The organism is Paracidovorax valerianellae (genome assembly GCF_900102625.1).
In the GTDB taxonomy this organism is placed as follows: domain Bacteria; phylum Pseudomonadota; class Gammaproteobacteria; order Burkholderiales; family Burkholderiaceae_C; genus Paracidovorax; species Paracidovorax valerianellae.
In genome coordinates this window covers 243,927-269,747 of the sequence record NZ_FMZC01000003.1, presented here as the reverse complement: position 1 = coordinate 269,747, position 25,821 = coordinate 243,927, and the positions used below count along the sequence as shown (strand labels likewise).

General features: G+C 65.9%; 29 protein-coding genes. 12 read left to right on the top strand and 17 right to left on the bottom strand.

The window, feature by feature from the left end; all coding sequences use genetic code 11:
* The first annotated feature begins 3 nt into the window (after positions 1–3).
* Entirely contained in the window at positions 4–612 is a 609-nt protein-coding gene (locus BLT03_RS06580) for an SCO family protein (RefSeq protein WP_092742005.1), read from the top strand.
* On the opposite strand, the gene BLT03_RS06575 is transcribed toward BLT03_RS06580, so the two are convergent.
* The 5 genes from BLT03_RS06575 to ftsY form a co-directional block, all read right to left on the bottom strand.
* Positions 552–1,373: a Crp/Fnr family transcriptional regulator gene (locus tag BLT03_RS06575; RefSeq protein WP_092741529.1), complete on the bottom strand. Its 822-nt coding sequence runs from the start codon at positions 1,371–1,373 to the stop codon at positions 552–554. The genes BLT03_RS06580 and BLT03_RS06575 overlap by 61 nt on opposite strands.
* Before the next feature lie 120 nt (positions 1,374–1,493).
* The gene (locus BLT03_RS06570) at positions 1,494–1,874 is read right to left on the bottom strand and encodes an oxidoreductase (RefSeq protein ID WP_092742003.1); all 381 of its coding nucleotides are present in this window, start codon (positions 1,872–1,874) and stop codon (positions 1,494–1,496) included.
* Positions 1,875–2,000: 126 nt separating this feature from the next.
* Positions 2,001–3,029, bottom strand: coding sequence for a Bug family tripartite tricarboxylate transporter substrate binding protein (locus tag BLT03_RS06565; protein WP_175537681.1), 1,029 nt, complete (start codon positions 3,027–3,029; stop codon positions 2,001–2,003).
* Between the two features lie 127 nt (positions 3,030–3,156).
* On the bottom strand, positions 3,157–4,098 hold the full coding sequence (gene rpoH / locus BLT03_RS06560) for an RNA polymerase sigma factor RpoH (protein WP_092741527.1): 942 nt from the start codon (positions 4,096–4,098) through the stop codon (positions 3,157–3,159).
* 270 nt (positions 4,099–4,368) lie between these two features.
* Entirely contained in the window at positions 4,369–5,433 is a 1,065-nt protein-coding gene (gene ftsY, locus BLT03_RS06555) for a signal recognition particle-docking protein FtsY (RefSeq protein WP_092741525.1), read from the bottom strand.
* Between the two features lie 422 nt (positions 5,434–5,855).
* Between ftsY and BLT03_RS06550 the strand changes: the two genes are divergently transcribed.
* The 4 genes from BLT03_RS06550 (at position 5,856) to coaD (ending at position 9,979) form a co-directional block, all read left to right on the top strand.
* Positions 5,856–7,310 carry a M16 family metallopeptidase gene (locus BLT03_RS06550; protein ID WP_092741523.1) on the top strand — a complete coding sequence of 485 codons (1,455 nt, stop codon included), beginning with the start codon at positions 5,856–5,858 and terminating at the stop codon, positions 7,308–7,310.
* Positions 7,311–7,330: 20 nt separating this feature from the next.
* Positions 7,331–8,683, top strand: coding sequence for a M16 family metallopeptidase (locus tag BLT03_RS06545; protein ID WP_092741521.1), 1,353 nt, complete (start codon positions 7,331–7,333; stop codon positions 8,681–8,683).
* Positions 8,680–9,300, top strand: a complete 621-nt coding sequence (rsmD, locus tag BLT03_RS06540; RefSeq protein WP_092741519.1) for a 16S rRNA (guanine(966)-N(2))-methyltransferase RsmD — start codon at positions 8,680–8,682, stop codon at positions 9,298–9,300. Before BLT03_RS06545 ends, rsmD begins: the two co-directional genes overlap by 4 nt.
* Before the next feature lie 181 nt (positions 9,301–9,481).
* Positions 9,482–9,979 carry a pantetheine-phosphate adenylyltransferase gene (coaD, locus tag BLT03_RS06535; protein WP_092741517.1) on the top strand — a complete coding sequence of 166 codons (498 nt, stop codon included), beginning with the start codon at positions 9,482–9,484 and terminating at the stop codon, positions 9,977–9,979.
* A 32-nt stretch (positions 9,980–10,011) separates the two neighbouring features.
* Here the strand turns inward: coaD and BLT03_RS06530 are convergent, their stop codons facing one another.
* The 6 genes from BLT03_RS06530 to BLT03_RS06505 all read right to left on the bottom strand — a co-directional run bounded on the left by BLT03_RS06530 (position 10,012) and on the right by BLT03_RS06505 (position 14,511).
* Positions 10,012–11,115, bottom strand: coding sequence for a zinc-binding metallopeptidase family protein (locus BLT03_RS06530; RefSeq protein ID WP_092741515.1), 1,104 nt, complete (start codon positions 11,113–11,115; stop codon positions 10,012–10,014).
* A gap of 141 nt (positions 11,116–11,256) precedes the next feature.
* A complete protein-coding gene (locus tag BLT03_RS06525; protein WP_092741513.1) occupies positions 11,257–11,571 on the bottom strand; it encodes a BON domain-containing protein in 315 nt (104 codons plus the stop codon).
* A gap of 114 nt (positions 11,572–11,685) precedes the next feature.
* On the bottom strand, positions 11,686–12,258 hold the full coding sequence (locus tag BLT03_RS06520; protein ID WP_175537679.1) for a ferritin-like domain-containing protein: 573 nt from the start codon (positions 12,256–12,258) through the stop codon (positions 11,686–11,688).
* A 54-nt stretch (positions 12,259–12,312) separates the two neighbouring features.
* Positions 12,313–12,708 (bottom strand): hypothetical protein, encoded by a 396-nt coding sequence (locus tag BLT03_RS06515; RefSeq protein ID WP_092741997.1) that lies wholly within the window; start codon positions 12,706–12,708, stop codon positions 12,313–12,315.
* A gap of 75 nt (positions 12,709–12,783) precedes the next feature.
* Complete coding sequence (locus tag BLT03_RS06510; RefSeq protein ID WP_011796896.1) at positions 12,784–12,948, bottom strand: DUF1328 domain-containing protein; 165 nt, start codon at positions 12,946–12,948, stop codon at positions 12,784–12,786.
* A 219-nt stretch (positions 12,949–13,167) separates the two neighbouring features.
* Complete coding sequence (locus BLT03_RS06505) at positions 13,168–14,511, bottom strand: sensor histidine kinase (protein ID WP_092741511.1); 1,344 nt, start codon at positions 14,509–14,511, stop codon at positions 13,168–13,170.
* Positions 14,512–14,651: 140 nt separating this feature from the next.
* Between BLT03_RS06505 and BLT03_RS06500 the strand changes: the two genes are divergently transcribed.
* The gene (locus BLT03_RS06500) at positions 14,652–15,284 is read left to right on the top strand and encodes a response regulator (RefSeq protein ID WP_092741509.1); all 633 of its coding nucleotides are present in this window, start codon (positions 14,652–14,654) and stop codon (positions 15,282–15,284) included.
* A gap of 89 nt (positions 15,285–15,373) precedes the next feature.
* On the opposite strand, the gene BLT03_RS06495 is transcribed toward BLT03_RS06500, so the two are convergent.
* The 4 genes from BLT03_RS06495 to gpmA form a co-directional block, all read right to left on the bottom strand.
* Positions 15,374–15,778, bottom strand: a complete 405-nt coding sequence (locus tag BLT03_RS06495) for a response regulator (protein WP_092741507.1) — start codon at positions 15,776–15,778, stop codon at positions 15,374–15,376.
* A 116-nt stretch (positions 15,779–15,894) separates the two neighbouring features.
* Positions 15,895–16,650, bottom strand: coding sequence for a HesA/MoeB/ThiF family protein (locus tag BLT03_RS06490; RefSeq protein WP_092741505.1), 756 nt, complete (start codon positions 16,648–16,650; stop codon positions 15,895–15,897).
* Positions 16,651–16,751: 101 nt separating this feature from the next.
* Positions 16,752–18,188, bottom strand: a complete 1,437-nt coding sequence (locus BLT03_RS06485; protein ID WP_092741503.1) for a S41 family peptidase — start codon at positions 18,186–18,188, stop codon at positions 16,752–16,754.
* A gap of 106 nt (positions 18,189–18,294) precedes the next feature.
* The gene (gpmA, locus tag BLT03_RS06480; protein ID WP_092741502.1) at positions 18,295–19,038 is read right to left on the bottom strand and encodes a 2,3-diphosphoglycerate-dependent phosphoglycerate mutase; all 744 of its coding nucleotides are present in this window, start codon (positions 19,036–19,038) and stop codon (positions 18,295–18,297) included.
* Positions 19,039–19,109: 71 nt separating this feature from the next.
* Between gpmA and BLT03_RS06475 the strand changes: the two genes are divergently transcribed.
* The 4 genes from BLT03_RS06475 to BLT03_RS06460 all read left to right on the top strand — a co-directional run bounded on the left by BLT03_RS06475 (position 19,110) and on the right by BLT03_RS06460 (position 21,500).
* Positions 19,110–19,517 (top strand): rhodanese-like domain-containing protein, encoded by a 408-nt coding sequence (locus BLT03_RS06475; RefSeq protein WP_092741500.1) that lies wholly within the window; start codon positions 19,110–19,112, stop codon positions 19,515–19,517.
* Between the two features lie 52 nt (positions 19,518–19,569).
* Positions 19,570–19,842, top strand: coding sequence for a glutaredoxin 3 (grxC, locus tag BLT03_RS06470; protein ID WP_092741498.1), 273 nt, complete (start codon positions 19,570–19,572; stop codon positions 19,840–19,842).
* A 117-nt stretch (positions 19,843–19,959) separates the two neighbouring features.
* Positions 19,960–20,421, top strand: coding sequence for a protein-export chaperone SecB (gene secB / locus BLT03_RS06465; RefSeq protein WP_092741496.1), 462 nt, complete (start codon positions 19,960–19,962; stop codon positions 20,419–20,421).
* A 62-nt stretch (positions 20,422–20,483) separates the two neighbouring features.
* Positions 20,484–21,500, top strand: a complete 1,017-nt coding sequence (locus BLT03_RS06460; protein WP_092741494.1) for an NAD(P)H-dependent glycerol-3-phosphate dehydrogenase — start codon at positions 20,484–20,486, stop codon at positions 21,498–21,500.
* A 322-nt stretch (positions 21,501–21,822) separates the two neighbouring features.
* Here BLT03_RS06460 and panC read toward each other — a convergent pair whose 3' ends face one another.
* Both panC and panB read right to left on the bottom strand, forming a co-directional pair.
* Positions 21,823–22,671, bottom strand: coding sequence for a pantoate--beta-alanine ligase (panC, locus tag BLT03_RS06455; protein ID WP_092741492.1), 849 nt, complete (start codon positions 22,669–22,671; stop codon positions 21,823–21,825).
* A gap of 99 nt (positions 22,672–22,770) precedes the next feature.
* Positions 22,771–23,679 (bottom strand): 3-methyl-2-oxobutanoate hydroxymethyltransferase, encoded by a 909-nt coding sequence (gene panB, locus BLT03_RS06450; RefSeq protein ID WP_092741490.1) that lies wholly within the window; start codon positions 23,677–23,679, stop codon positions 22,771–22,773.
* Between the two features lie 65 nt (positions 23,680–23,744).
* Between panB and nadC the strand changes: the two genes are divergently transcribed.
* Positions 23,745–24,611 (top strand): carboxylating nicotinate-nucleotide diphosphorylase, encoded by an 867-nt coding sequence (nadC, locus tag BLT03_RS06445; RefSeq protein WP_092741488.1) that lies wholly within the window; start codon positions 23,745–23,747, stop codon positions 24,609–24,611.
* A gap of 84 nt (positions 24,612–24,695) precedes the next feature.
* Complete coding sequence (gene nadA, locus BLT03_RS06440; protein ID WP_092741486.1) at positions 24,696–25,811, top strand: quinolinate synthase NadA; 1,116 nt, start codon at positions 24,696–24,698, stop codon at positions 25,809–25,811.
* Positions 25,812–25,821: the final 10 nt, after the last annotated feature.

Genomic DNA, 25,821 nt, shown 5'->3' with positions numbered 1-25,821 from the left:
GCCATGAACAAACGGAATGCTCTTAAAAGAATAGCTGGAAGCGCTTTGCTGGTAAGCGCTGCAGGCATTTTGGCCGCTTGCTCCAAGAAGGGCCCCGAGTTCCGGGGCGTGGACATCACCGGGGCCGACTACGCCAAGGACCTGCCCCTGCCGGACCACAACGGCCAGCAGCGCCACCTCAAGGACTTCGCCGGCAAGGTCGTGGTCGTGTTCTTCGGCTACACGCAGTGCCCCGACGTGTGCCCCACGTCCATGGTGGAACTGGCGGAGGTCAAGCGCTCCCTCGGCAAGGACGGCGACCGGCTCCAGGGCATCTTCGTGACCGTGGACCCCGAGCGGGATACGCCCGAAGTGCTGAAGGCCTACATGGCCAACTTCGATCCGACCTTCCTCGCTTTGCGCGGCAGCCCCGAGCAACTGGCCGCCGTCGCCAAGGACTTCAAGATCTACTACAAGAAGGTCGACGGCAAGACGCCCACGAGCTACACCATGGACCACTCGGCCGGCAGCTATGTGTACGACCCCGCCGGCCGTCTGCGCGTGTACAACCGCTACGGCAGCGGCGCGCAGGCGCTGGCAGCCGATGTGCAGGCCCTGCTGAACGAAGGCTGAGCCAGCGCAGCACCCACGCCGGCCGGGCGTACTGCCTGCATTTCCGCCACCGGCCCACCGGCGGCCCCTTGAGCCAGCGCTTCAAGGCGCGGCCTGGCGATGGCGCAGTGCCACCGGTCCTGCCGGACCAACCCGCCCGCACCCTCGATGTGTGCCAGCCCCCGCGCCACCGTTTCGCGCGTGGTGGCCAGCAAAGATGCCAGCAGGGCCTGGGTCGGCAGGCGCACGAGGGAACTGCGCTGCAAGTCGGCCAGCAATAGCAGGGCGCCAGCGAGCCGGGCCGTGGCCCCACGAACCCGTAGCAGCCGGGACCAGTCGGCCAGTTGCGCCTGAGTTCTGGCGTGCTCTCGCGACAGCGCTTCGAGCCAACCCGCCACGGCCGGGCCACCGTGCCGGACGGCCAGCGCGGCGACCGGCATCTCGCACAGCCTGCCATCGGACACGGCGGTAGCGGACAGCTCCGCGGGCGCCGCGAACAGTGCCGTCGTGCCCAGGGCCTGGCCGCAGCCGGCCATGCCCACCGGCAAGTCCTGCCCCTCGGCGCCGCGGCGGTGCAGCAGCACCGTGCCGACCTTGACGATCTGCAGGACAGGCGCCGCCTGGCCCTGAGCCGTCAACCGCTCTCCCTTGCGAAACCGCCGCTCCACCAGGCCGCAATCCCATTGCACCTCCCGGGGCGCCCTGCCGAGCAGGCAGTGCGACCGGCAGGCACAGGACTGGCACGGCGCAGCGGCGCTCACTGCGCTGAACGGACTGTCCATGGCCGATCTAAGGGTGTGCATAAAAATGGGCTCTGGCGCAATATCCACTAGGGTGTATAGCTATGAAAATCATAGCAACCCGATATGGATGCATGCAAGGCGTGGCAACTGGCCTGCGTCTCAGGCGTAGGCCACCTCGCCGTGCCGGCCCTCGATGCGATGGCCTGCCGACAGCGACATCATCAACAGGGCGATCCTCTCGTGCAGGATGACCGTTTGCTGATTGCCCGCGGCCACCATGTGTCGGCGCAGCGCTTCGCGCACGGCCGGCTCGCCCGTCACGTCGATGACGATGTCCACGGCGTTGCCGTGCTCGGTCAACAGGTCGGTGAAGCGGGTCGTCACCGGAACGCCTCGGCTGCGCGCCAGCGCGATGCCGGGCAGCGAAAGGTCCAGGTCCGCGACGCCCAGCACGGTGACGAACGGCGCTGCCAGCAGTTGCTGGAGCAGGGGAGTGCCGGTGTGGCCGGCGCCGATGACGACGATGCGAAAGGGCTGCATGGCATGCCTTGTGGTCAGGAAGGCGCCAGTCTGCCGGCCCCGTGCCTGGCCGGGCATGATCTGCATCAACATCGGTGGAAGGGCCCGCCTTGGTGAGCCCTTTTCCGCTAAGACCCAACCGCCGGATCAGTCCGCGCGAATGCCCTGCGTGCGGATGACGCGCTCCATGAGCGCGGTGTCGGCCTGGATGCGGTTGGTCAGACCTTGCGCCGAGGTGCCGGCCACCTGCCAGCCCTGCTGGAAGAGCTTGGCGCGGATGTCGGGGCTGCGGGCGATCTCGGCGATCAGCGCGGACAGCCGGGCCTGCACCGCTGCGGGCATCGTGGCCGGGGCCGCGAAAGCGTTCCAGATCTCCAGGTTCAGGTCGGTCACGCCGGCTTCCGCCAGGCTGGGCACGCCGGGCACCAGCGTGCTGCGCCCGGCCGAGGTGACGCCGATGAGGCGCAGCTTGCCCGTGCGTTCCTGCGACAGGGCGAGCGCCGGTGGCAGCAGTGCCATCTGCAACTGCCCGCCCAGCATGCCCGTGGCCACCTGCGGATAGCCGGGGTAGGGCACGTGCACCGGCGCGATGCCGGCGCGCGCCTTGAGCAGCTCCGTGCCCAGGTGCCCGACCGTTCCCACGCCGGGCGTGCCGTAGCTCCAGCGGTTTCCGGCCTTCCGGGCCGCGTCGAGGAACGCGCGGGCATCGGCATGGGCGGGCACGTCGGGCTGCGATGCCGGTGCCGTCAGCACCAGGGGCGAGGTGCCGATGAGACTCAGCGGTGCCAGATCCTTTTTGGGGTCGTATGGCACGGCCGGGTTGAGCAGCTTGGCGATCGTGAGGTTGCCGTTGATGAACAGGCCGATGGTGTGGCCGTCCGTGGCCTTGGCCACCGCGTCGGCGCCGATGTTGCCGCCCGCGCCCACCTTGTTTTCCACGATCACAGGATGCCCCAGCGCCTGGGCCAGCGGCTCGGAGAACGTGCGCGCCGTCAGGTCGGGCGAGGAGCCGGGCGGAAAGCCCACGATGATGCGCAGCGGCTTGCTCGGCCATCCCGGCGTGGCCTGCGCGCCGGCTGCCGGCTGGGCCGAGGCGGTGCCTGTGCCGATGCCGAGGGCGCCAGCGAGCGACAGGGCCACCATGAAGGTACGGCGGTGGAGGGCGGCAGAAGTCATGGGATCGTGTCCTTGGGATCGAAGAACGCCGGGGCCCGGCGCACCAACAAAAAAGCGCGCAATCCGTCGGGATTGCGCGCTCGTGATTATCGCCACGCCATCCCGCAAGGGGCGGGCGGCCGGCTCGTCAGGCGTATTCGACCAGGGCCTTCTTCATCTTCTTCATGGCCGCCACTTCGATCTGGCGGATGCGCTCGGCGCTGACGCCATACACGGCCGCCAGCTCATGCAGCGTCATGCCGCCCGAGCCGTCGTCGTTGACCTTCAGCCAGCGCTCTTCCACGATGCGGCGGCTGCGTTCGTCCAGGCCCGACAGCGCGGTGGCGATGCCGTCGGTGGCGAGGACATCGCGCTGGCGCGATTCGATCATGGCGGTGGGCTCATGGGCACCGTCGGCCAGGTAGGCGATGGGGCCGTAAGCCTGTTCGCCATCGTCGGAGGGCGAAGGGTCCAGCATCACGTCGCCGCCCGACAGGCGGGTTTCCATCTCGATCACCTCTTCGCGCTTGACGTTGAGGTGCTGCGCCACCGCATCGATCTCGCGCTCGGACAGCGTGTCGCGGTGGGTGGCGGCATCGGCGGCCGCAGCATCGGCCTTGAAGCCCTGCTTCATCGAGCGCAGATTGAAGAACAGCTTGCGCTGCGACTTCGTCGTGGCCACCTTGACCATGCGCCAATTCTTGAGGATGTACTCATGAATCTCGGCCTTGATCCAGTGCATGGCGTAGCTCACCAGGCGCACGTTCTGATCGGGGTCGAAGCGTTTGACGGCCTTCATCAGGCCGACGTTGCCCTCCTGGATCAGGTCACCATGGGGCAGACCGTAACCGAGGTATTGGCGGGCGATGGACACGACCAGGCGCAAGTGCGACATCACCATGCGGCCTGCCGCATCCACGTCGTTGTTTTCCTTGAGTTGCCGTGCGTACGTGCGTTCTTCTTCCGCCGTGAGCAGCGGAAGGCGGTTGACTGCCGAAATGTAGGCGTCCAGATTGCCCAAGGGGGGGATGAGCGCCCAAGGATTGGCGGGAGCCAGAGCAGTCGCCGCGGTGCCGGATTGAAGCGTCATTCCAGAGATCCTTTCTTCCATGTCATTCATGTTAGCACTCAGTAAGAGGGAGTGCTAAGGGAGTAGTTCCCGCCGCCCCGTAGGACAGGGCGGATGGGCTCTTGAAGAAAAATTATGGCTCTGCGCACGCCCCGTAAAGGTTTGTTGCTATGAAAAAAGAAGCGAAAAAATCAAAAACTTCGTTTCGTGAACAATCAATTCACCGGATGGCACCAATCCGGCCTGCCCCGGCGGCCCGCCCTTGGGTTCAGGAACTGCGAGGCATCCGGCTCAGGTCAGCAACGCCTGGGCGAATTCCTTGGCGTTGAATGTCTCCAGGTCTTCCAGCTTTTCGCCCACGCCGATGAAATACACCGGAATGGGCCGTTCCTGGGCGATGGCGGCCAGCACGCCGCCCTTGGCCGTCCCGTCGAGCTTGGTCACGATCAGGCCGGTGAGCTGCAGGGCGTCGTCGAAGGACCGCACCTGGGCCAGCGCGTTCTGCCCGGTGTTTCCGTCGATGACCAGCAGCACCTCGTGCGGCGCCGTGGCGTCCGCCTTGGTCACCACGCGTTTGATTTTCTGCAACTCTTGCATCAGGTGCAGCTGGGTCGGAAGCCGCCCGGCAGTGTCCACCAGCACCACGTCCTTGCCACGCGCCTTGCCGGCGGTCACGGCGTCGAAGCTCACCGCTGCGGGGTCGCCCCCTTCCTGGCTCACTATCTCGACCGTGTTGCGGTCGGCCCAGACGCCGAGCTGCTCGCGCGCCGCAGCGCGGAACGTGTCCGCCGCGGCCAGCAGCACGGCGGCGCCTTCGTTGGCCAGGTGCTTGGTCAGCTTGCCGATGGAGGTGGTCTTGCCCGCACCGTTGACGCCCGCGACCATGATGACGGTCGGCGTATGGCGGCCGATCACCAGGGATTTCTCCAGCGGGCGCAGCAGATCGGCCAAAGCGTCGGCCAGCAGAGCTTTGACGGCTGCAGGATCGGTCGTCTTGGTGTCCTTCACGCGGCGCTTGAGGTCGTCCAGCAGGTGCTGCGTCGCCTTGACCCCGGTGTCGGCCATGAGCAGCGCCTCTTCCAGTTCTTCATAGAGCGCGTCGTTGATCTGCGTGCCGGTGAAGACGGTGGCGATGCTGCTGCCGGTCTTGCGCAGGCCGTTCTTCAGGCGGTTGAGCCATCCCTTGCGTTCCGCCTCCACGGGCTCCGCTTCAGCCGGTGGGGCCGGAACAGAAACAGCGATTGGCGCAGGCGCCGGAGCAGGCGGGGCAAATGGTGCGGCGGGCGCTGGAGCAGGCGCTTTGATGGCAGCCGGCGCAGGTGCTGGGACAGGCGCTGCGGGCACCGCCACCGGCATTGGCGCGGGCGGAACAACCTGCGCGGGCGGCGTGACCGGCGCGGTAGGAACTGCAGGTGGCACAGGAACCGGGGTTGCCATAGGTACCGGTACCGGCAGTGGCACTGCGGCCGGCACCGCCGGCGGTGCCGCCGGAGCGGGCGGTGGTGGTGGTGGTGGTGGCGGGGCAGGGATCGGGGGCGGCACCTCCACAGGCGCCTTCGCCGCGAAAGGATTTCGCAGCCACCCAAAGCCCCCGGAGGCGGGAGGCGCTCCGGAAGGCGCTGCAGCAGGCGCAGATGGCGCGCCGGCGTCCGGGGTTGCAGGCACGGGGACGGCTGGCGCAGCCTCCGTGGAAAAGGGGGCTTGCGGCTCGGTGGGGGAAGCGGGCTTTTTCTTGAAAAAACTGAACATTGGAAGGTTCTTAGAATCGCATCCATTCTATGAAACGCGCTATCACCCTTCTGGGCCTGCTGGCCTGCGTGCATGCCGGGGCCCAAACCCCGCCGTCCGCACCCCCCTCGCTCCCCCCTTCGGCCCAGGACACGCAGGCGCAACGCCCGCCGTCCACAGGGGTTGGGCAGTTCACGTTGAAGAACGGCATGCAGCTCATCGTGCAGCCCGATCGCAGGGCGCCCACGGCGGTGCACATGGTCTGGCTGCGGGTCGGCGCGATGGACGAGGTGGACGGCACGTCCGGCGTCGCCCACGCGCTCGAACACATGATGTTCAAGGGTTCCAAGACTGTTCCCCCGGGCGAGTTCTCGCGCCGCGTGGCCGCGCTGGGCGGGCAGGAAAACGCTTTCACCAGCCGCGACTACACCGGCTATTACCAGCAGATTCCCGCGAACCGGCTGGAAGACGTGATGAAGCTGGAAGCCGACCGCTTCGCCAACAACCAGTGGCCTGATGCCGAATTCAAGCGCGAGATCGAAGTGGTCAAGGAAGAGCGCCGCATGCGCACCGAAGACCAGCCGCGGGCCGCGCTCATCGAGCAGCTTTATGCCGCGACCTTCATCGCCTCGCCCTACCGCCGGCCGGTCGTCGGCTGGATGAGCGACCTGGACGCGATGACCGCCGACGATGTGCGGGCCTTCCATCGCCAGTGGTACGTGCCTGCCAACGCCGTGATCGTGGTGGCCGGCGACGTCGAGCCCGACAAGGTCCGCGTGCTGGCTGAAAAATACTATGGCCGCATTCCCGTGCGGGCCGTGCCGACGCGCAAACCGCGCGTGGAGCCCGTGCAGCAGGGCATTCGCCGCATCGCCTACAAGGCACCGGCCGAGCAGGCCTACGTGGCCCTGGCCTTTCGGGTGCCGAGCATCGAACGGCTCGATGCGATGACCGACAAAGACCGCGATGCGCTCTCGCTGCTCGCCCTGTCGGCGGTGCTGAGCGGCTATGACGGTGCGCGCCTCGAGCGCGCCTTGAGCCAGGGCAGCGACCGCGTGGCCGACGGTTCGGACAGCTCCGCCTCCGTCATCGGCCGTGGCCCCAGCCTCTTTTTGCTGACCGGCGTGCCCGCCGCCGGCAAGACCCCGCAGCAGGTCGAAGATGCCTTGCGTGCCGAGGTCGCCCGCATCGCCCGCGAAGGTGTGAGCGAGGCCGAGCTGGCGCGCGTGAAGACGCAGTGGGCCGCTTCCACGGTCTACCAGCGCGATTCGCTGCAGAGCCAGGCGAGCGACCTGGGCAGCAACTGGGTGCAGGGCCTGCCGCCCGACGCCGATGCGCGCCTCATCGCCCTGCTGCGCGGCGTCACCCCCGCGCAGGTGCAATCGGTGGCGGCCCGCTACTTCGGCGACGACCAGCTCACCGTGGGCACGCTGCTGCCGCAACCCTTGGCCCCCGGCGCGAAGCGCGCCGCGCCCGCGGCCGGCGCCGACGGGCGGATGCATTGAGAACGCGCAGGAACCCACCCATGAAAACCATTCAACGACTGGCCGCGCGTGCATGCCTCGCCTTTGCCGGTGCCCTGTGCCTGGCGCACCCCGCCTGGGCGCTTTTGCCCATCCAGCACTGGACGGAGCCGAGCGGCGCCCGGGTCTGGCTGGTGGAGAGCCCGGCCATTCCCATGGTCGATGTGCAGGTCGACTTCGACGCCGGTGCACGCCGCGATCCGGCTGAGCAGGCGGGCCTTGCGAGCGCCGTGGCCTCCATGTCGTCCAAAGGCGTTCGTGCCCAGGGCAGCGAGCCGGCCATGGACGAAAACGCGCTGGGCGAAGCATGGGCCGATCTGGGCGCGAGCTTCGAAGCCGCCGCCGACCGTGACGGCCTGAGCTTTTCGCTGCGCTCGCTCACCGAGCCCGATCTGCTGGACCGCGCCGCGCGTCTTGCGGCCCGGCAACTGGCCCAGCCCAGTTTTCCGCAGGACATCTGGCAGCGTGAACGTTCGCGCTGGGAGGCCGCGCTGAAAGAAGCGGAAACGCGCCCCGGCACCGCAGCCGCCAAGGCCTTCGGCAGCGCGGTGTACGGCAACCATCCGTACGGCCAGCGCGCCACGCCCGATACGCTGGGCCGCATCGCGATCGCCGACATGCAGGCCTACCACGACCATTACGTCGAAACCTGCAGGGCCCGCGTGAGCATCGTCGGTGCCGTCAACCGTGCGCAGGCCCAGGCGCTGGTGAAAACGCTGCTGTCGCAGATGCCTTCGCGCGATCCCGCCACCTGCCAGCCGTTGCCGCCGGTTCCTGAAGTGCAGGCGCTGACCGCGCCGGTGCAGCAGGACATTCCCTTCGCTTCGGCGCAGGCGCATGTGCTGATCGGGCAACCGGGCTTTGCCCGGCGCGATCCGGATTTTCTGGCGCTGCTCGTGGGCAACCACATCCTGGGTGGCGGCGGCTTCACGTCGCTGCTGACCAGCGAAGTGCGCGAAAAGCGTGGCCTGAGCTACAGCGTGTACAGCCAGTTCTCGCCCGGCCTGAACACCGGCGCCTTCCTGATCGGCCTGCAGACGCGCCCCGACCAGGCCGCGGAAGCGGTGAAGGTGTCGCGCGACGTCATCGCCCGATTCGTGGCCCAGGGCCCGACCGAGGCCCAACTGCGTGCCGCCAAGGACAACCTCATCGGCGGTTTCGCCCTGCGCATCGACAGCAACCGCAAGCTGCTGGCCAACGTCGTCAACATCGCCTGGAACGACCTGCCGCTGGATTACCTGGAGCATTGGACGGACCGCGTGCAGGCCCTCACGGCGGCCGACGTGCGCGCCGCCATGGCCCGCAAGCTGCAGCCCGAGCGCATGGTCACCGTCGTGGTCGGAGGCAAGCAATGAGCCGGCCCGCACGCCGCGCCGCGCCGGCAGCGCCCGCCCCAGCCGCTAAAAAAACCGTTGCGAAAGGCGCAGGCGAAGTCCGCATCATCGGCGGCCAATGGAAGCGCACCCGCCTGCCGGTGGCCCAGCGCCCCGGCTTGCGCCCGACGCCGGACCGCGTTCGCGAAACGCTCTTCAACTGGCTGGGGCAGGACATGACCGGCTGGCGCTGCCTCGATGCATTCGCCGGCACCGGCGCGCTGGGGTTCGAGGCGGCCTCTCGCGGCGCGGCGGCCGTGCAGCTGGTCGAGAACGATCCGGCCCTGGTGGACCAGTTGCACACGCTGCAGCAGCGCCTGCAGGCCATGGCCGTGCGCGTGCAGCGGGGCGACGGCGTCGCCGCGCTGCGGCACTGCGCGCCCGGCAGCCTGCACCTCGTGTTCATCGATCCGCCCTTCGAGAGCGCACTGTTCGAGCCCGCGCTGGCCGCTGCCTCGCAGGCCGTGGCCGCAGACGGGTTCATCTACCTGGAGGCGCCCCAGGCCTGGGACGACGCGGCGTTGGCCGCCGTGGGGCTGGCGGTTCATCGCCACCTCAAGGCAGGTGCCGTGCACGCCCACCTGCTGAAAAAGCAGTGATGCTATCGAATTAATAGCTAATCACCCTAGTGGAATATGCGCTGGAGGCCGTTTTGGCTTGAAGTCCCCACGGGCCACCAATGCCATTGAAGCGGGTTTTCGGTCCACTGCATAATCCGCCCCTGCGCCCGCTGAACCGCGTGTGCCCCCTTCCGCCAAACCGCAAAGGAGCGACCACGCCATGGCCCAGAACGTCCTCGCCATCTATCCGGGTACCTTCGACCCCATCACGCTGGGCCATGAAGACGTCGTGCGCCGCGCGACGCAGCTCTTCGGCCGGGTGATCGTGGCGGTGGCCGCAGGGCACCACAAAAAGACCCTGTTCAATCTCGAAGAGCGCATCGAGATGGTTCGCGAGGCAGTGCGTGCCTACCCGCAGGTGCAGGTCGAAACCTTCTCCGGCCTGCTGCGCGACTTCGTGGTCGAGCGCGGCGGAAAAGCCATGGTGCGCGGCTTGCGCGCCGTGACCGACTTCGACTACGAGTTCCAGCTGGCCGGCATGAACCGCAGCCTCATGCCCGAGGTGGAAACCGTCTTTCTCACGCCCAGCGACAAGTTTCAGTTCATCAGCAGCACCTTCGTGCGTGAGATCGCCCTGCTGGGCGGCGAGGTGGATAAGTTCGTCTCGGCGGAAGTGTCCGAGCGGCTGGCCGTCAAGGTCCGCGCCTTGTCGTCCTGACCCCTCCGCCGCCTGAAAAGGCGGCTCGGCGTTCAGTGGGCCGGCACTGCGTTTCGCTCCGATTGCACCACCTCATGCACGAAGCGCAGCTTGGCCAGCGCCCCGAACGATAGTGCGAAAGGGTAGGCGTCCTGCTGGCCCAGACTGCGGTTCAGGCTGTTGAGCAGCAGCGTGAGCGGTACCCATTCGCTCACCATGGCATCGAAATCGGGCGAGCGCATCGCGAACGGGTTGTTCATGGTGTAGCGCCGTGCCGCCCCCGCCTTGGGCTTCGGAATCTGCAGCCCCGTGTGGTAGCTGGAGGCCGTTTCCAGCAGGTCCACCATGTGCAGGTAGTGCGCCCATGTCTCGGCCCAGTCTTCCCAGGGATGGGCGGTCGCGTAGGCGCTCACGTGGTCGTCGCCCCAGTCCCGAAGGTGAGGGCTGCTGGCGTAGTAGGCCTGCAGGGCTGCGCCGTAATCCTGGCGTTCATCGCCGAATACGGCACGGAAGTTTTCCAGCTTGCCTTCCTCGCGCAGCAGCCGGTCCCAGTAGAAATGCCCGGACTCGTGCCGCAAATGGCCGATCAAGGTGCGGTAAGGCTCGTGCAGGGCCAGCCTGCGTCGGGCCCGTTCGTCGTCGTCGGCCTCGGCGATGTTGAGCGTGATCGTGCCGCCGGAATGCCCCGTGATGACGGGATAGCCGGGCTGGTCGGCCAGGAATTCGAAGTTCGGGCTCTCGCCAGCGGGCGCGGGCTCCAGCCCCAGTTTGGCGAGCGTGTAGTAAAGCTGGCGCTTGGCGTGCTCGATCTGCTTCCACCGGCGCAGGTTGGCCGGTTCTGACAGGTCTGGCAGGATGCGCGTTTGCCGGCACGACACGCACAAGCTGTGCGGGTCGTCGCCAGCCAACGCGAAATTGCAGGCGCGGTGCGCCGTACGGTGGTGGCACAGGCGGTACAGCGGTTGCGCGCTGCCGCGGCCGGAATCCGCCACGCGTTCCCACAGGTCCGAATCGTTACGCAGCCCCGACACGGCGGGCACCAGCGCCGCCATCGTCATTTGATCGGGAAGGAACGCCAGCTTGGCGCCGCAATGCAGACATTGGACGCTGTCGAAGAAAACCAGATGACCGCATTGGTCGCAATTGAATACCTGCATGGTGCGAGCTTAGGGCCTGTGAGAGATCTTGCAGTGCACGTGCGGCAAGAGTGTGGCAACCCTGTGGGCTTTGAAAGAAAAACAGGCTCCGAAGAGCCTGTTTTTCTGGAGGGCTGCGGGCCGTTTCAGGCCCGCGGAACCTCAGGGACGCACAACGATGCTGTTGCGCACGTCGCGCACATGCTTGGTGTTGCGGGCGATGGATTCAGCCGTGTTCTTTTCGGTTTGCGACTTGGCAAAGCCCGACAGTTGCACGGTGCCGTTCAGCGTTTCGACGCTGATCGACGTGGCGGAAACCGACTTGTCCTCAGCCATCTTGGCCTTCACGGCGGTCGTGATGCCGGCGTCGTCCACATAGGAACCGACGGTTTGCTGGTCGCGCGCCACCGAGCAGCCTGCGGAGATGATGGTTGCGCCAGCGAGGGCTGCAAAAGCGAGGGCACGTGCGTATTTCATGATTTATTTCCTTGGTTTGGTTGTGAGAACACGGGTGCTTTGGGGTTCTGCAGCCCATCGACCTGTTGCACCCTCCGTGGTCGATGAACTGTTTCTTGGGTGGCGTCGCGCCTTTCAGCGCTGCAGCCAGTCCTTGAGTTCGTCGGCATGCTCTTCTTCGTCGGCCAGGATGCCTTCCAGCATCCGGCGCGTCGTTGGGTCCTTGTCACCGATCAGGGTGATCATCTGGCGGTAGGCTTCCACGGCTATGCGCTCCGCCACCAGGTTGGCACGCACCATGGCCTTGAGGTCCGACGATTCGTCGTAGTCGGCATGGCTGCGTTCTTCCAAGGTGCTGGGCGAGAAGTCCGGATCGCCCCCCAGTTGCACGATGCGCTGCGCGATCTTGTCTGCGTGGGCGGACTCTTCGTTCGCGTGCACCAAAAACTCGGCGGCAATGGCGGGAGATTCCATTCCATCGGCCGTGAAATGGTGCCGCTTGTAGCGCAGCACACAGACCAGTTCAGTGGCCAGGGCGTCGTTCAGCAGCTTTACGATGGCATCGCGGTGAGGGCCGTACGCTGGGGTCACTGCCCCTTCGTCCAGGTCCTGGGTCGCCGCGAAATGGAGCGCCTTTTCATCCAGCACAAGGGTCTGGGATTCGGCCGGCGAACTGGTCGCCGTGTTGATGGTGGTGACAGGGGGCATGGGGCGCTCGCTTGTTGTTATGAGTGTGTGTAAGCCGTCAGGCGTCGTGCGTGATCAATATTCGTGGCGGCGGGGGCGGCGGCTCATCATGCACAGCGTTGCCACAGCGGCGCCGGCTGCGGCGGCCATCAGCAGCGACTTGCCAGGCTGCTCGACCACATAGCGCGTGGTCACTTCCGTGGCTTGGTTCAGCTGGCGGCGAGCGCGTTCGGTGGTGTCGGCGCAGTACGAGATGCCGCGCGACGCCAGGTCTTGTGCCCGGGCTGCCAGGTCATCGATCAGGGGATTCACTTCACCGTGCAGTTCGTTCACCTTGCGCTCTGCCTTGTCCAGCGTGGCGTTGGCGGCGGTGCGGGTCGACTGCACGGCGTCCTTGGCGGAGTCCAGCATGCTGTCGGCTGCGCTGTGGGCGGAATCGACGGCCTTTTGTGCGGCGTTCTGGGTGTTCATCATGATTGAGGTCCTTTTGGGTTTGCGAAGGCTGGCAAGCCAGCCTGGGTCATGAGTCTTTCTGTCAAACGGCGGTCAACCGCGCTTGAGCAAACTCAGGACGAAAGTGACCACAGCCATGATCACGAACACGAAGAACAGAATCTTCGCGATGCCCACGGCACCGGCAGCGATACCGCCGAAGCCGAAGAGTGCGGCGATCAGTGCGATCACCAGGAAAACCACTGCGTAATGCAACATATCCATCTCCTTTTGCACCAGAAGTTCCGGCGGGTTGGTAGGTGGCGCCGCTTTGTTAGCGCCTGGATTCAATGTAGTTTTCGCGGCGTTCGGACGCTGCCGGTGCCCGGCGCGCAGCCATGTAGGACGCCGCCGATCTGAACCACAAGGGTTCGATCGTGCTCAGCGTTATCGTCGATAAAGGGGGAAATGCAGCTCTGCGATGGAGCCGCAGTTCTGTCAGTGAACGTGCGGCAGCACGGCGGAAACGAGCGTGCCTTCGCCGGGTTCCGACGTGACCGTGAGCCGGCCGCCAGCCGCCTCGACCCGATGCCGCATGCCCATCAGTCCGTGGGCGGAAGAGTTGACCTTTTCCGTGTCGAAACCGCTGCCGTTGTCCCGGATCTGCACAGCCACATGCGTGGGGTAGTTGTGCACCGCCACCAGCACCTTGGCGGCATTGGCGTATTTGCCGATGTTGGTGAGCGATTCCTGCACCATGCGGTAGATGGTGAGCTGAACGGATTCAGGCAGGTCCACGGCTTCGAGGTTCAGGTCCACCTGAATGCTGCTGCGCTCTGCGAATTCGCGGCCCAGGATTTCCAGTGATGCAGTCAGGCCCAGGTTGAACAACGATGAGGGGCGCAGGTCTTCGATGATGCGGCGCTTCAGGGCAATGCCGCTGTTCAAGGTGTCGGTCAGGTGCTTGAGGCGTTCCGCGATCTCCGGGGCCTGCGAATCCACTTTGGACTTCAGCCGTGCGACGTCGAGCTTGGCTGCGGTGAGCAGGGCGCCCAACTCGTCGTGCAGTTCGCGCGCCAGATGCCCGCGCTCGTCTTCGCGCACTTGTTGCAGGTGGTTCGCCAGTTCGGTGAGCGATGCCGTGCGCTCGCGCACCAGTTGTTCCAGGCGATCTCGCTCACGCTCGAGCGTTTCTTGTTCGCGCTGGTTGAACGACTGCAGCGCACTGGCTTGCCGCAGGTACATGTAAAAGGCCAGCAACCCGATCGCAGCCATGGTGGCAATGCCGATGCGGGACAGCATGAGCGAGTGCAGGATCTCTTCCGTGCTGTGGTTCGTGCGGTCGGTGCTGCGCTCGGTCAGCTTGCCCGACAGCGTGCGAATGGCGTCCATGTTCTCTTTGCCGACATCGGTCGACAGCACGAACTTCCAGGCATCGTCGTTGTCCTGGCGACGCAGCCGCAGGCTCAGGTCGAGCTCGGACATCTTCCGGGAAATCTGGCGCGACAGCTGAGTGAAATCTTCTTGGTCTTCGAGCGATGAGGCCGTGAAGATGGCGCGCAACTCGTCCAGATTGCTGTTGATCGTGGAGGCGGCTTTTTCATACGGCTCCAGATAGCGTTCGTCGCCCGTCAGCAGATAGCCCCGAAGGCCGGTCTCCGCGTCCAGCATGTTCTGCATCAGGCGGTCGAGCGCGGCGCGTGTGGTGTAGGTGCGCGACAAGGCGCTCACCGCATCGTGCGAGCGGTCGTAGCCGGCTTCATTGATGCCAACCAACGCCGATGCAGCCAGCAATGCCAGGGGCAAGCTGACAGCCATCTTGCGAAAATTGGACCAACGCATAAGTTTCTCCGAAAGACAAGCGGGTGATTTCTGGATAATGTCACCAGCCAGCGGTGTTCCGCTGCAGGCACGCCCGCAACGGGTGAATTGGCTACCAGAACGATAACGGGCAGCTTGGCTGCCCCTTGAAAGAACGCTCAATGATCAAGATCGGCATTGTGGATGACCATGCGATTGTCCGCTCGGGATTGCGACAATTTTTGTCAGAACATGTAGACCTTCGGGTGGTGGGTGAGGCGTCCAACGGGCGCGAGGCGATCGATCTGGTCCGGGCACAGGAGATCGATGTGCTGCTCATGGATTTGTCGATGCCCGGCCAAAGCGGACTCGATGCGCTGGCCATGCTGCGCGCCAAGGCGCCCGACATGGGCATCCTGATCCTCAGCGGCTACCCGGAAGAGCATTACGCCATCAACCTGATCCGTCAGGGTGCGAGTGGCTACCTCAACAAGGAATGCGACCCGAAAGAGATCGTCGAAGCGATTCGCACCATCTCGCTGGGCCGGCGCTACCTGACCCCTGCAGTCGCTGACCTGCTAGCGCAGCAGCTCAACCGCAAGGATGATGCACCGCCGCATGAACAGCTGTCGGAACGCGAATTCCAGGTGTTCCTGAAGCTGGCCAAGGGCGAAACCGCTGGCGACATCGCCAAGTCGTTGTCACTCAGCGTGAAGACGGTGAGCACCTATCGCACGCGGTTGATGGAGAAAATGGCGTTGTCCTCCAACAGCGACCTCACCTATTACGCGCTGAAGAACAAGCTGATCGATTGAAGCGATGCATGAAAAAAGGCCACCGAACCCGGTGGCCTTTTTTTTGAACTGTCGGCCCGCCGGCCGCGACCTGGACCGCCTAGAGCCGTTCAGCCCGTGGCGGACTTTGCGTTCGTTTGGCGGTTCGTGCTGTGCTCGACACAGTACTCCACCAGGGCATCTATTTCGTTGGATTTATCGAACACGGCATCGACGCCGAGTTGCGCGCAACGCATGCGCACGTCGGGGGTTGCATAGTTGCTGAGCACGACCATCTTCTGGCCAGCCGTCCGGTTGCGGCAAGCAGCCAGAACGCCCAGGCCGCTTCCTTGCCGCAGGAACAGATCGACGATGGCCAAGTCCCACTGGCCTGAATTGTTGGCAAGCCACTCTTTGCCTTCGTCTTCGGTTTCTGCAATGCCTACGGCTTCCACCTCCGCCAGTTCCTCGAGCGTGCCGATCAGATTTTCTCGGATGGTGGCGTTGTCTTCAACAATGTAGGTGCGCAGTTTCACTGTGGGGTCCAGTCCGGATCACGGCAGCAGAATGAGAATGTGATCACAGCTTCACTTTATGGGGATCCAATGTGTCATTCTGCCAGTAGCAACATGCGGAGCCGGTAGGATTCTTCCTACGGTTTTGCATCGCCGCACACGGTGCAGTGCATGTGGCGAGGGATTTTCATCACAGTCCACTCCATGGAACGCCCATCGAGCATCGAGAGGCGGCCTGCCAAGGATTCGCCAAAACCCGCGATGAGCTTGAGCGCTTCTGCTGCCTGCATGGCGCCGATGATGCCCACCATCGGTGCGAAGACACCCAGCGTGGCGCATTGGGTTTCCTCGAACGCTGTGTCCGGCGGAAAGATGCAGGCGTAGCACGGCGCTTGCGGGTTGCGAGGGTCGATGACCGTGATCTGCCCGTCGAAGCGGATGGCTGCTCCGGTGACCAATGGCGTGCGGTGTGCGACGCAGGCGCCATTCACCGCGTGGCGCGTTGCATAGTTATCGCTGCAGTCCAGCACCACGGTGGCCTGGCCCACCCAGTCATCCAGCCACTCGTTGCCGGCCCTGGCATGGATCGCGTCGATCCGTATGCCCGGATTGATGGCCTGCAGCGCCTGGGCCGCGGAGTGCACCTTGGACTCGCCGACGCGCGCAGTGGTGTGGGCGATCTGGCGCTGCAGGTTGGTCAGGTCCACCACATCGTCGTCCACCAGAGTGATGCGTCCCACGCCTGCGGAGGCCAGGAACAGGGCGGCTGGCGAGCCCAGCCCGCCCGCTCCGATCACTAGCGCATGGGCAGCCAGGATGCGTTCCTGGCCCTCGATCCCGATCTCGTCGAGCATGATGTGGCGCGAATAGCGCAGTAGCTGATCGTCTGTCATGGGCTGGAAACTGGCGCGGGCGATGTGCGGGAGGGAAGAGGGCCATGAAAAAGGCCGGGCGCCTGAAAGGTGCCCGGCCGTCGGTGAGTCAAGAAGGGGTTTTAGTTTTCCTTCTTCTCTTCCTTGCGTTCGGTCTGCGTCTTGCTCACCAGCACGGCCTGGCCCTTCAACTGGTTGAGCGCCTGCGCCAACTGGAAGTCCTTGTCCGAACCGAACTCAGGCATCTTGCGGTCGGCGATGGGCTTCTTGGCTTCTTCCTCGAGGCGCTTGCGCGCTTCCTCGCGGGCCTTCTCGCGCGCTTCGTCCTTTTTCTCTTCGCCCTGGCCGCTGGTCAGGTGCTTTTCGAGATCGGCCTCGCGCATGCGCAGCGATGCGTACACATCGCCCTCGGCGCTTTCATCGACCATAACGTCGGGCACGATGCCCTTGGCCTGGATGGATTTGCCACTTGGGGTGTAGTAACGCGCGGTGGTCAGCTTGATGCCGGTGTCCGGACCCAGGGGGCGCACCGTCTGCACCGAGCCCTTGCCGAACGTCTGGCTGCCCATGATGGTGGCGCGCTTGTGGTCCTGCAAGGCGCCGGCCACGATTTCGCTGGCAGAGGCCGAACCTTCATTGACCAGCACCACCAGGGGCACGCTCTTGAGGGCGGCGGGCAGCCGCCTGAGCGGGTCGCCATTGCCGCGGCGCTGGTAGAACTCCGGTGCCGCCTTGAACGTGGCCTTGCTTTCCGCCAGTTGTCCGTCGGTGGTCACCACGGTGACGTTCTCGGGCAGGAAGGCGGCGGAAACGGCCACGGCTGCGTCCAGCAGGCCGCCCGGGTCGTTGCGCAGGTCCAGCACCAGGCCCTTGAGGTTGGGCTCCTGGCGATAGACCTCTTCGATCTTGCGAACGAAGTCGTCCACCGTGCGTTCCTGGAACTGCGACAGGCGGATCCAGCCATAACCGGGCTCGATCACCTTGCCCTTCACGGACTGCGTCTTGATCTCTTCGCGCGTGATCGTCACCGGGAACGTGCGGCTCTCGTCCTTGCGGAAGATGGTCAGCGTGACCTGGGTGCTCGGCTCGCCGCGCATTCTCTTGACCGCGTCGTTGAGGGCCAGGCCCTTGACGGCGGTGTCGTCGATCTTGGTGATCAGGTCGTTCGTCTTGAGGCCGGCACGGAAGGCCGGGGAGCCTTCGATGGGCGAGACGACCTTGATCAGCCCGTCTTCCTGCGTGATCTCGATCCCGACGCCCACGAAGCGGCCGGAAGTGCCTTCGCGGAATTCCTTGAAGGACTTCTTGTCGAAATACTGGGAGTGCGGGTCCAGGCTGGACACCATGCCCGAGATCGCGTCGGTGATGAGCTTCTTGTCATCGACCGGCTCGACGTAATCGGTCTTTACCAGACCGAACACGGCGGACAGCTGCTGGATTTCCTCGAGCGGCAGCGGCGTCATCGCGCCGCGCGCCACCGTCTGCAGTGAGACGGTGGTCAGTGCCCCGGCAACGACGCCGATCGACACCCAACCTGCGATTTTCAGTTTGTGGCCCATTAAAAACACCTTTGCCGCTTCAATATACACCTTGGAAAGATTGCCCCCATTGCAGTTCCGCGCTGGAAGCGACTTTTGCGCTGTGCGGGCCGCCTTTACACGGACTTTACGCCTTGCCTTGCGATGCCACCGCCGCTGCCGCCCTGGCCGCCGCTTCGGCATCGCCCAGGTAGTAGTGGCGCAGGGGTTTCAGGTCCGCATCGAGTTCGTAGACCAGGGGGATGCCGTTCGGAATGTTCACGCCGACGATGTCGTCGTCCGAGATGCCGTCCAGGTACTTGATGAGCGCGCGGATCGAGTTGCCGTGCGCGGCGACGACGATGCGTTTGCCGGCGCGGATGGCGGGTGCCATGGACTCGTTCCAGAACGGCAGTACGCGCTCGACGGTGTCCTTGAGGCATTCCGTCAGAGGGATCTGCTCGGGGGCCAGGCTGGCGTAGCGCAGGTCGCCCCGCTCGCTGCGCGGGTCGGTGGCTTCCAGCGCTGGCGGCGGCGTGTCGTAGCTGCGGCGCCACACCAGCACCTGCGCGTCGCCGTATTGCTTGGCCATGTCGGCCTTGTTCAGGCCCTGCAGGGCGCCGTAGTGGCGCTCGTTCAGGCGCCAGCTGTGGTGCACGGGCAGCCAGGTGCGGTCCATCTCGTCGAGCGTGTGCCACAACGTGCGCGTGGCGCGCTTGAGCATGCTGGTGTAGGCCAGGTCGAATTCGTAGCCTTCCGCCTTCAGCAGGCGGCCTGCGCTCTTGGCTTGTTCCACGCCCGTGGGCGTCAGATCGACGTCGGTCCAGCCGGTGAAGCGGTTCTCGAGGTTCCAGGTGGATTCTCCGTGGCGGATCAGGACGAGTTGGTGCATGGTTTCCCTAGAGCAGGCGGGTCAAAATCCAGCATTCTAAAATTGAGCGGTTTGCCAACCCTAGGACTGACGTGAAATTCATCATCGACAACTGGTATTTGTTCTTTATCGCGCTGGCCTCCGGCGGCATGCTTTTGGTGCCGCTCCTCAAGGATGCCACCGGCGGCTCGCTGACGGCGGCACGCGCCGTGCAGCTCATCAACCGCGAGAAGGGCGTCGTGATCGACGTGTGCGAGCCCGACGAGTTCGCTGCGGGCCACGTGGGCGGCGCCAAGAACATTCCCCTGAACCAGCTGGAAGAGCGGCTGCCCCAGGTGGTCAAGAACAAGGCCCTGCCGATCGTGCTGGTTTGCGCCAAGGGCCCGCGGGCCCAGCGGGCCGTGGGCATCGCCAAAAAGCTGGGCTACGACAATGCCCAGGCGCTGGCGGGCGGGCTGAAGGCGTGGAAAGACGCCAGCATGCCCGTTGAAAAGGCCTGAGTTGGCCGCAATGTGTGCCGTGTAGCCATTTTTTGAGCAGGAAGGCCCTCCCATGCAAGCCGTGAAGATGTACACCACCGCCGTCTGCCCCTACTGCGTTCGTGCCAAGCAGATCCTCAAGTCCAAGGGCGTGGAGGAGATCGAGGAAGTCCGCGTGGACCTCGATCCCGTGGCCCGCAGCCACATGATGGAAATCACCGGGCGCCGCACCGTGCCCCAGATCTTCATCGGCGACACGCACGTCGGCGGGCATGACGATCTGGTCGCGCTCGATGGCCGGGGCGGTCTGATGCCGCTGCTCGGCGGTGCCCAGGCCGATGCCTGAACTGCCTTTTTCCTGTCCCGACGGCGCTGCATAATGCAGCCCCAAGTGCCCGCTGCGGGAGTGTTTCCCAGCGGGCTTTGTTTTGTCGAATAGTGTTTTGACTGAAAGAAAGACACCATGGCTACCGAAGAAAATCCCGTGTTCCAGATCCAGCGCGTGTACCTGAAGGACTTGTCCCTGGAGCAGCCCAACTCGCCCGCGATCTTGCTGGAGCAGGAGCAGCCCAGCGTGGACATCCAGCTGGGCGTGGAAGCCACGCCGGTGGCCGATGGCATTTTCGAAGTGGCCGTGACCGCCACGGTGCAGACCAAGATCAAGGACAAGACGGTGTTCCTGGTCGAGGCCAAGCAAGCCGGCATCTTCGAGATCCGCAACATCCCCGAAGACCAGATGGGTCCGATCATGGGCATCGCCTGCCCGCAGATCGTGTACCCCTACCTGCGCGGCAACGTGGCCGACACCATCACGCGCGCCGGCTTCCCGCCCGTGCACCTGGCCGAAATCAACTTCCAGGCCATGTACGAGCAGCAGCAAGCCCAAGTGGCGTCCGCTGCACCGTCGCCCATCATCACGCAGTAAGCAGCGCATTGCGCCGGAAGGCCGCCGAGCCTTCCGCGCGCAGGCCCGGGCAGCACGCACGAATGAACATCGTTGTTTTGGGAGCTGGTGCCTGGGGAACCGCCATGGCCATCAGCGCTGCGGCACATCCGGCCTCGCATGCCGTGACGCTGTGGGCGCGCGATGCCCATCAGATCGCCGGCATGCAGTCGGCGCGGCAGAACGCACGGTATCTGCCCGACATCGAATTCCCTTCTTCCATAGCGCTGAGTGCCGGTGACCCATTGGCGCTTGCGTCCGGCGCTGACTTGGCTATCGTCGCCACGCCCATGTCCGCGCTGCGCGGCATGCTGCAAACGCTGAGCGCCCTCGATGTGCCGGTCGCCTGGCTCTGCAAGGGCTTCGAAGCCGCACCACCTGGCGGCAATGCCGTGGGGCTGATGGGGCACGAGGTCTGTGCTCAGGCCGCGCCCCGCCTGCGCAGCGGTGTCTTGAGCGGCCCCAGTTTCGCCCAGGAAGCCGCGCGCGGCCAGCCCACCGCGCTGGTGGCGGCAAGCCCCCACGCCTCAGTGCGCGAACTGCTGGTGGATGCATTCCACGGCCCCACGCTGCGGGTCTATGCCAACGACGACATCGTCGGGGTGGAGGTGGGCGGGGCGGTGAAGAACGTGCTGGCCATCGCCACCGGGCTGTGCGACGGGCTCGATCTCGGATTGAATGCCCGCGCCGCCCTGATAACGCGCGGCCTGGCCGAGATGACCCGGCTGGGGCTGGCGCTGGGCGCAAGAGTCGATACGTTCATGGGGTTGTCCGGGCTGGGCGATCTCGTGCTGACCGCTACAGGAGACCTCTCGCGTAACCGGCGAGTGGGACAGGCGCTGGCGCAGGGAATGACGCTTGCGCAGGCGGTGGATTCACTCGGCCATGTGGCGGAAGGCGTCTACAGCGCCAGAACGGTGCTGGCGCGTGCACGCCACCTGCAGGTGGACATGCCGATCACCGAGGCCGTGGTCGCGCTGCTCGACGGACAAAGAACGCCGCGCGATGCACTGGCGATGCTCATGGGCAGAGGCCCGGTGGCTGAACTCTCGCGGCCTTGAATCGATCAGGCCCGAAAGGTCAGTCACCGGGCCTCTTGAGCCCGCAACATACCGTGGTGCTCAGAGCACGCCGAACAGCATCAGCAGCAGAACGAGGGACAGTGGGACGCCGAGGAGCCAGAGGATGACGGGCATGGAATTTCTCCTGAAAAGTGGTTGATCGATGGATCAACCTTAAGGGCACGTCCTGGCCGTTTCTGTGCGGCGTGGGCACCTGCACGCGTAGTCCCGAGCCTACCGGCGGTGCAGGAGAGTGCAAGGCCGCGATCGGTCCCTGACCGCTACGCGACGGCCCGGCAAACGCGCGCAGCGCGCTCGAGCTTCAAAACTCCAGGTTGTCGATGAGCCGGGTGTTGCCCAGCCGTGCTGCGCCCAGCGCCACCAGCGTGCCGCTGCGCAACGGGCCATCCCCCGATGGCGGCTGCAGGTCGTCGCGGCGCCGCACGGTGAGGTAGTCCGCTGCCCAGCCTTGGCCGCGCAACGCATCCAGGGCCTGCTGCTCCAGCGCGCCGATATCGCCCGGGCCCGCGAGGGCCGCATCCGCCAATGCCTTGAGCGCCTGGGCCAATTGCCGGGCGCGTGCACGCTCGTCCGTGCCGAGGTACCCGTTGCGCGAGCTGAGCGCCAGGCCGTCGTCCGCACGCCGGGTTTCGCCCGCCACCACCTCCACGGGCAGGGCGAATTGCCGCACCATTTGCCGAATCACCATGAGCTGCTGGTAGTCCTTCTTGCCGAACACGGCGGTGCCGCCGCTGGCGCCCAGGACGCAGGCGAAGAGCTTCATCACCACGGTGCAGACGCCGATGAAGAAGCCCGGGCGAAAGTGCCCTTCCAGGATGTCGGCCAGCGCCGCATCCGGGTGCACCTTGAAGGTCTGGGGCTCGGGGTACAGATCGGCCTCGCGCGGCGCGAAAAGCACGTCGCAGCCGGCATCGCGCAATTGGGCGCAGTCGGCATCCCAGGTGCGGGGATAGCTGTCGAAATCTTCGTGGGGCAGGAACTGCAGGCGGTTCACGAAGATGCTCGCTACCGTCACATCGCCCAGCGGCCGGGCCTGCTCCACCAGCGAAATATGGCCGGCGTGCAGGTTGCCCATGGTGGGCACGAAAGCGGGCCGGCCCCGGCCTGCCAGAGCCTGGCGCAGGTCGGCCAGCGTGTGTGCGATGAGCATGGAGTTCCGATCGGAAGAGGGCGGCCGAAAGGCCTTCTTGAAGGAGCAGACCTGGGGAATAGAAACCCGGGACTGATCAGTGGCTGGTGCTGGGGGCGCCTACCAGGCGTGCAGCGCGTCGTCGGGAAAGCGCCCGGCCTTGACGGCCTGCACATAGGCCTGCATCGCGCCGCGCACGCTGCCGGCTTCCTGCATGAAGTCGTGCACGAAGCGCGGCATCTTGGCCAGGTGAATGCCCAGCATGTCATGCAACACCAGCACCTGGCCGGCCGTGCCGCTGCCCGCCCCGATGCCGATCGTGTGGCAGTGGGCCAGCTCGGTCGTGAGTTCGCGTGCCAATGCCGCGGGCACCATCTCCAGCACCAGCATGGCCGCACCGGCGTTCTGCAACTCGGACGCTTGCTGGCGCAGCGCGCGCGCGGCCAGATCGGTCTTGCCCTGCACCCGGTAGCCGCCCAGGGCATGCACCGTTTGCGGCGTGAGGCCCAGGTGGGCGCACACCGGCACGCCGCGCTGCACCAGAAACTCCACCGTGGGCGCCGTCCAGCCGCCGCCTTCCAGCTTGACCATGTGCGCGCCAGCCTGCATGAGCGTGCAGGCGCTGCGCAGCGCCTGTTCGCGGCTCTCGGCATAGGTGCCGAAGGGCAGGTCGGCGATCAGCCAGGCCGTGCCCTGCACGCGGTGCAGGCCACGCGCCACGCTGGCCGTGTGGTAGGCCATGGTGTCCAGCGACACGCCCACGGTGCTCGGCAGCCCCTGGCACACCATGCCCAGCGAATCGCCGACCAGGATGCACTCCACGCCTGCCGCATCGGCCATGGCGGCGAACGTGGCGTCGTAGGCGGTGAGCATGGTGATCTTCTCGCCGGCCTCGCGCATCTGCTGCAGGCGCGGCAGGCTCACGGGGCGGCGCTCGGGCAGGGGCGAGGCGGGCGGCAGCGTGCCGTAGGGCGTTGCGCTGGAAGCCGAGGGCGCAGCGGAAGAGGCGGCAGGGATGGCAGTGGTCATGGGGATGGGGCAGGGCCGGGCCGAAAGTGCGGCGAGTCTATGCGATGCCGCTATGCTTGCCGCCCATGACGAAATCCCCCCTTTCCCTGGACGGCGGCATCGCATCGCTGGCCCAGGAAGACGTCGCCCGCGCACTGCGCGAAGACGTGGGTGCCGGCGACCTCACCGCCGGCCTGATCGATCCTGCGCGCCGCGTGCGCGCCCGCGTTCTGGCCCGCGAAAGCGCGGTGATCTGCGGCGGCCCGTGGGCGGAGGCCGCCATCCTCGCGCTGGACCCGGCCGCGCGCATCGCGTGGCACGTGCAGGAGGGCGAACGCTGCGCGCCCGACCAGGTGGTGCTGGAGGTGGAAGGCAGCGCCCGGGCGCTGCTGAGCGCCGAGCGCACCGCGCTCAACTTCCTGCAATTGCTTTCGGCCGTGGCCACCAAGACGGCGACCTATGTGGAAGCCGTGCGCGGCACGCGGGCGCAGATCGTCGATACCCGCAAGACCCTGCCGGGCCTGCGTCTGGCGCAGAAATACGCCGTGCGCACGGGCGGTGGCACCAACCACCGCATCGGGCTGCACGACGCGGTGCTCATCAAGGAAAACCATATCGCCGCCGCCGGTGGCGTGACCGCCGTGCTGCGCGCCGCGGAAGCCGTGGCCGCGCAGGCGGCCTTCGTGGAGATCGAGGTCGAAACGCTGGAGCAACTGCAGGAGGCGCTGCAGGCCGGCGCAAAAATGCTGCTGCTCGACAACATGCCGCTGGCGATGCTGCACGAGGCCGTTCGCCTGAACGCCGGCCGCGCCATCCTCGAGATTTCCGGCGGCGTGACGCTCGAAGGCCTGCGCGCATTGGCCGAGACCGGTGTGGATCGCATCTCCATCGGCACGCTGACCAAGGACGTGAAGGCCGTCGATTTTTCGATGCGCATGCAGGACATCGCCTGACCCGCCCGTTTTCATTCGCACCTGAACCCCTCAACCCGTGCCGCGCCGCGCTCCACCGTCGCCGCCCAAAAGAGCCCCCGCCCCATGACCCCCATCGCCCTCAAGGAAGTGGAATACGAGCAGCCCGAAGAAGGCGCCGTCTGCTCCACCAAGCATGCCTGGGCCCGTGTGCCCGCCGAGCCCTCGCCGCTCGAGCGCGACGCGCTCAAGGACCGCATCCGGCGCCTGCTGCGGGAAAAGAACGCCGTCATGGTGTCGCACTACTACGTGCACCCGGACCTGCAGGACCTGGCCGAGGAAACCGGCGGACTGGTCAGCGATTCGCTGGAGATGGCGCGCTTCGGCCGTGACCATGCCGCGCAGACGCTGGTGGTGTCGGGCGTGCGCTTCATGGGCGAGACGGCCAAGATCCTCTCGCCCGAAAAGACCGTGCTCATGCCCGATCTGGACGCCACCTGCTCGCTCGACCTGGGCTGCCCCATCGATGCGTTCAGCGCCTTTTGCGATGCGCACCCGGACCGCACGGTGGTCGTCTATGCCAACACCAGCGCGGCCGTGAAGGCGCGGGCCGACTGGCTCGTCACCTCCAGCTGCGCGCTGGAGATCGTGGGCGCGCTCACGGCGGCGGGCCACAAGATCCTCTGGGCGCCCGACCGCCACCTGGGTGCCTACATCCAGCGCGAAACCGGCGCCGACATGCTGTTCTGGAACGGCGCCTGCATCGTGCACGACGAGTTCAAGGCCGACGAACTGCAGGCGCTGAAGGCGACGCACCCCGCTGCCAAGGTGCTGGTGCACCCTGAAAGCCCCGCCGATGTCGTGGCGCTGGCCGATGCCGTGGGTTCGACCTCGGCCATCCTGAAGGCCGCGCGCGAGATGGATGCGCGCGAATTCATCGTGGCGACCGACAACGGCATGATGCACAAGCTGCGCACGCTCAACCCCGGCAAGGCCTTCTACGAGGCGCCGACCGCCGGCAACAGCGCCACCTGCAAGAGCTGCGCGCACTGCCCCTGGATGGCCATGAACGGCCTGGCCGACGTGGCCCGCGTGCTGGAGACCGGCGCCAACGCCATCCACGTGGACCCGGCGCTCATTCCCCGCGCGCGGCAGCCCATCGACCGCATGCTGGCCTTCACCGCGGCGCTGAAGGGCGGCCAGCCGGTCGGCGCGCTCGTGCCGAACATCGGCGCGGCATGAGACACCGCAA

Bases quoted from the DNA above. Each gene is read 5' to 3' on its own strand.
- BLT03_RS06580 (WP_092742005.1), top strand. From the start codon at position 4: ATGAACAAACGGAATGCTCTTAAAAGAATAGCTGGAAGCGCTTTGCTG.
- BLT03_RS06575 (WP_092741529.1), bottom strand. From the start codon at position 1,373: ATGGACAGTCCGTTCAGCGCAGTGAGCGCCGCTGCGCCGTGCCAGTCC.
- BLT03_RS06570 (WP_092742003.1), bottom strand. From the start codon at position 1,874: ATGCAGCCCTTTCGCATCGTCGTCATCGGCGCCGGCCACACCGGCACT.
- BLT03_RS06565 (WP_175537681.1), bottom strand. From the start codon at position 3,029: ATGACTTCTGCCGCCCTCCACCGCCGTACCTTCATGGTGGCCCTGTCG.
- rpoH (WP_092741527.1), bottom strand. From the start codon at position 4,098: ATGACGCTTCAATCCGGCACCGCGGCGACTGCTCTGGCTCCCGCCAAT.
- ftsY (WP_092741525.1), bottom strand. From the start codon at position 5,433: ATGCCGGTGGCGGTGCCCGCAGCGCCTGTCCCAGCACCTGCGCCGGCT.
- BLT03_RS06550 (WP_092741523.1), top strand. From the start codon at position 5,856: ATGAAACGCGCTATCACCCTTCTGGGCCTGCTGGCCTGCGTGCATGCC.
- BLT03_RS06545 (WP_092741521.1), top strand. From the start codon at position 7,331: ATGAAAACCATTCAACGACTGGCCGCGCGTGCATGCCTCGCCTTTGCC.
- rsmD (WP_092741519.1), top strand. From the start codon at position 8,680: ATGAGCCGGCCCGCACGCCGCGCCGCGCCGGCAGCGCCCGCCCCAGCC.
- coaD (WP_092741517.1), top strand. From the start codon at position 9,482: ATGGCCCAGAACGTCCTCGCCATCTATCCGGGTACCTTCGACCCCATC.
- BLT03_RS06530 (WP_092741515.1), bottom strand. From the start codon at position 11,115: ATGCAGGTATTCAATTGCGACCAATGCGGTCATCTGGTTTTCTTCGAC.
- BLT03_RS06525 (WP_092741513.1), bottom strand. From the start codon at position 11,571: ATGAAATACGCACGTGCCCTCGCTTTTGCAGCCCTCGCTGGCGCAACC.
- BLT03_RS06520 (WP_175537679.1), bottom strand. From the start codon at position 12,258: ATGCCCCCTGTCACCACCATCAACACGGCGACCAGTTCGCCGGCCGAA.
- BLT03_RS06515 (WP_092741997.1), bottom strand. From the start codon at position 12,708: ATGAACACCCAGAACGCCGCACAAAAGGCCGTCGATTCCGCCCACAGC.
- BLT03_RS06510 (WP_011796896.1), bottom strand. From the start codon at position 12,948: ATGTTGCATTACGCAGTGGTTTTCCTGGTGATCGCACTGATCGCCGCA.
- BLT03_RS06505 (WP_092741511.1), bottom strand. From the start codon at position 14,511: ATGCGTTGGTCCAATTTTCGCAAGATGGCTGTCAGCTTGCCCCTGGCA.
- BLT03_RS06500 (WP_092741509.1), top strand. From the start codon at position 14,652: ATGATCAAGATCGGCATTGTGGATGACCATGCGATTGTCCGCTCGGGA.
- BLT03_RS06490 (WP_092741505.1), bottom strand. From the start codon at position 16,650: ATGACAGACGATCAGCTACTGCGCTATTCGCGCCACATCATGCTCGAC.
- BLT03_RS06485 (WP_092741503.1), bottom strand. From the start codon at position 18,188: ATGGGCCACAAACTGAAAATCGCAGGTTGGGTGTCGATCGGCGTCGTT.
- gpmA (WP_092741502.1), bottom strand. From the start codon at position 19,038: ATGCACCAACTCGTCCTGATCCGCCACGGAGAATCCACCTGGAACCTC.
- grxC (WP_092741498.1), top strand. From the start codon at position 19,570: ATGCAAGCCGTGAAGATGTACACCACCGCCGTCTGCCCCTACTGCGTT.
- secB (WP_092741496.1), top strand. From the start codon at position 19,960: ATGGCTACCGAAGAAAATCCCGTGTTCCAGATCCAGCGCGTGTACCTG.
- BLT03_RS06460 (WP_092741494.1), top strand. From the start codon at position 20,484: ATGAACATCGTTGTTTTGGGAGCTGGTGCCTGGGGAACCGCCATGGCC.
- panC (WP_092741492.1), bottom strand. From the start codon at position 22,671: ATGCTCATCGCACACACGCTGGCCGACCTGCGCCAGGCTCTGGCAGGC.
- panB (WP_092741490.1), bottom strand. From the start codon at position 23,679: ATGACCACTGCCATCCCTGCCGCCTCTTCCGCTGCGCCCTCGGCTTCC.
- nadC (WP_092741488.1), top strand. From the start codon at position 23,745: ATGACGAAATCCCCCCTTTCCCTGGACGGCGGCATCGCATCGCTGGCC.
- nadA (WP_092741486.1), top strand. From the start codon at position 24,696: ATGACCCCCATCGCCCTCAAGGAAGTGGAATACGAGCAGCCCGAAGAA.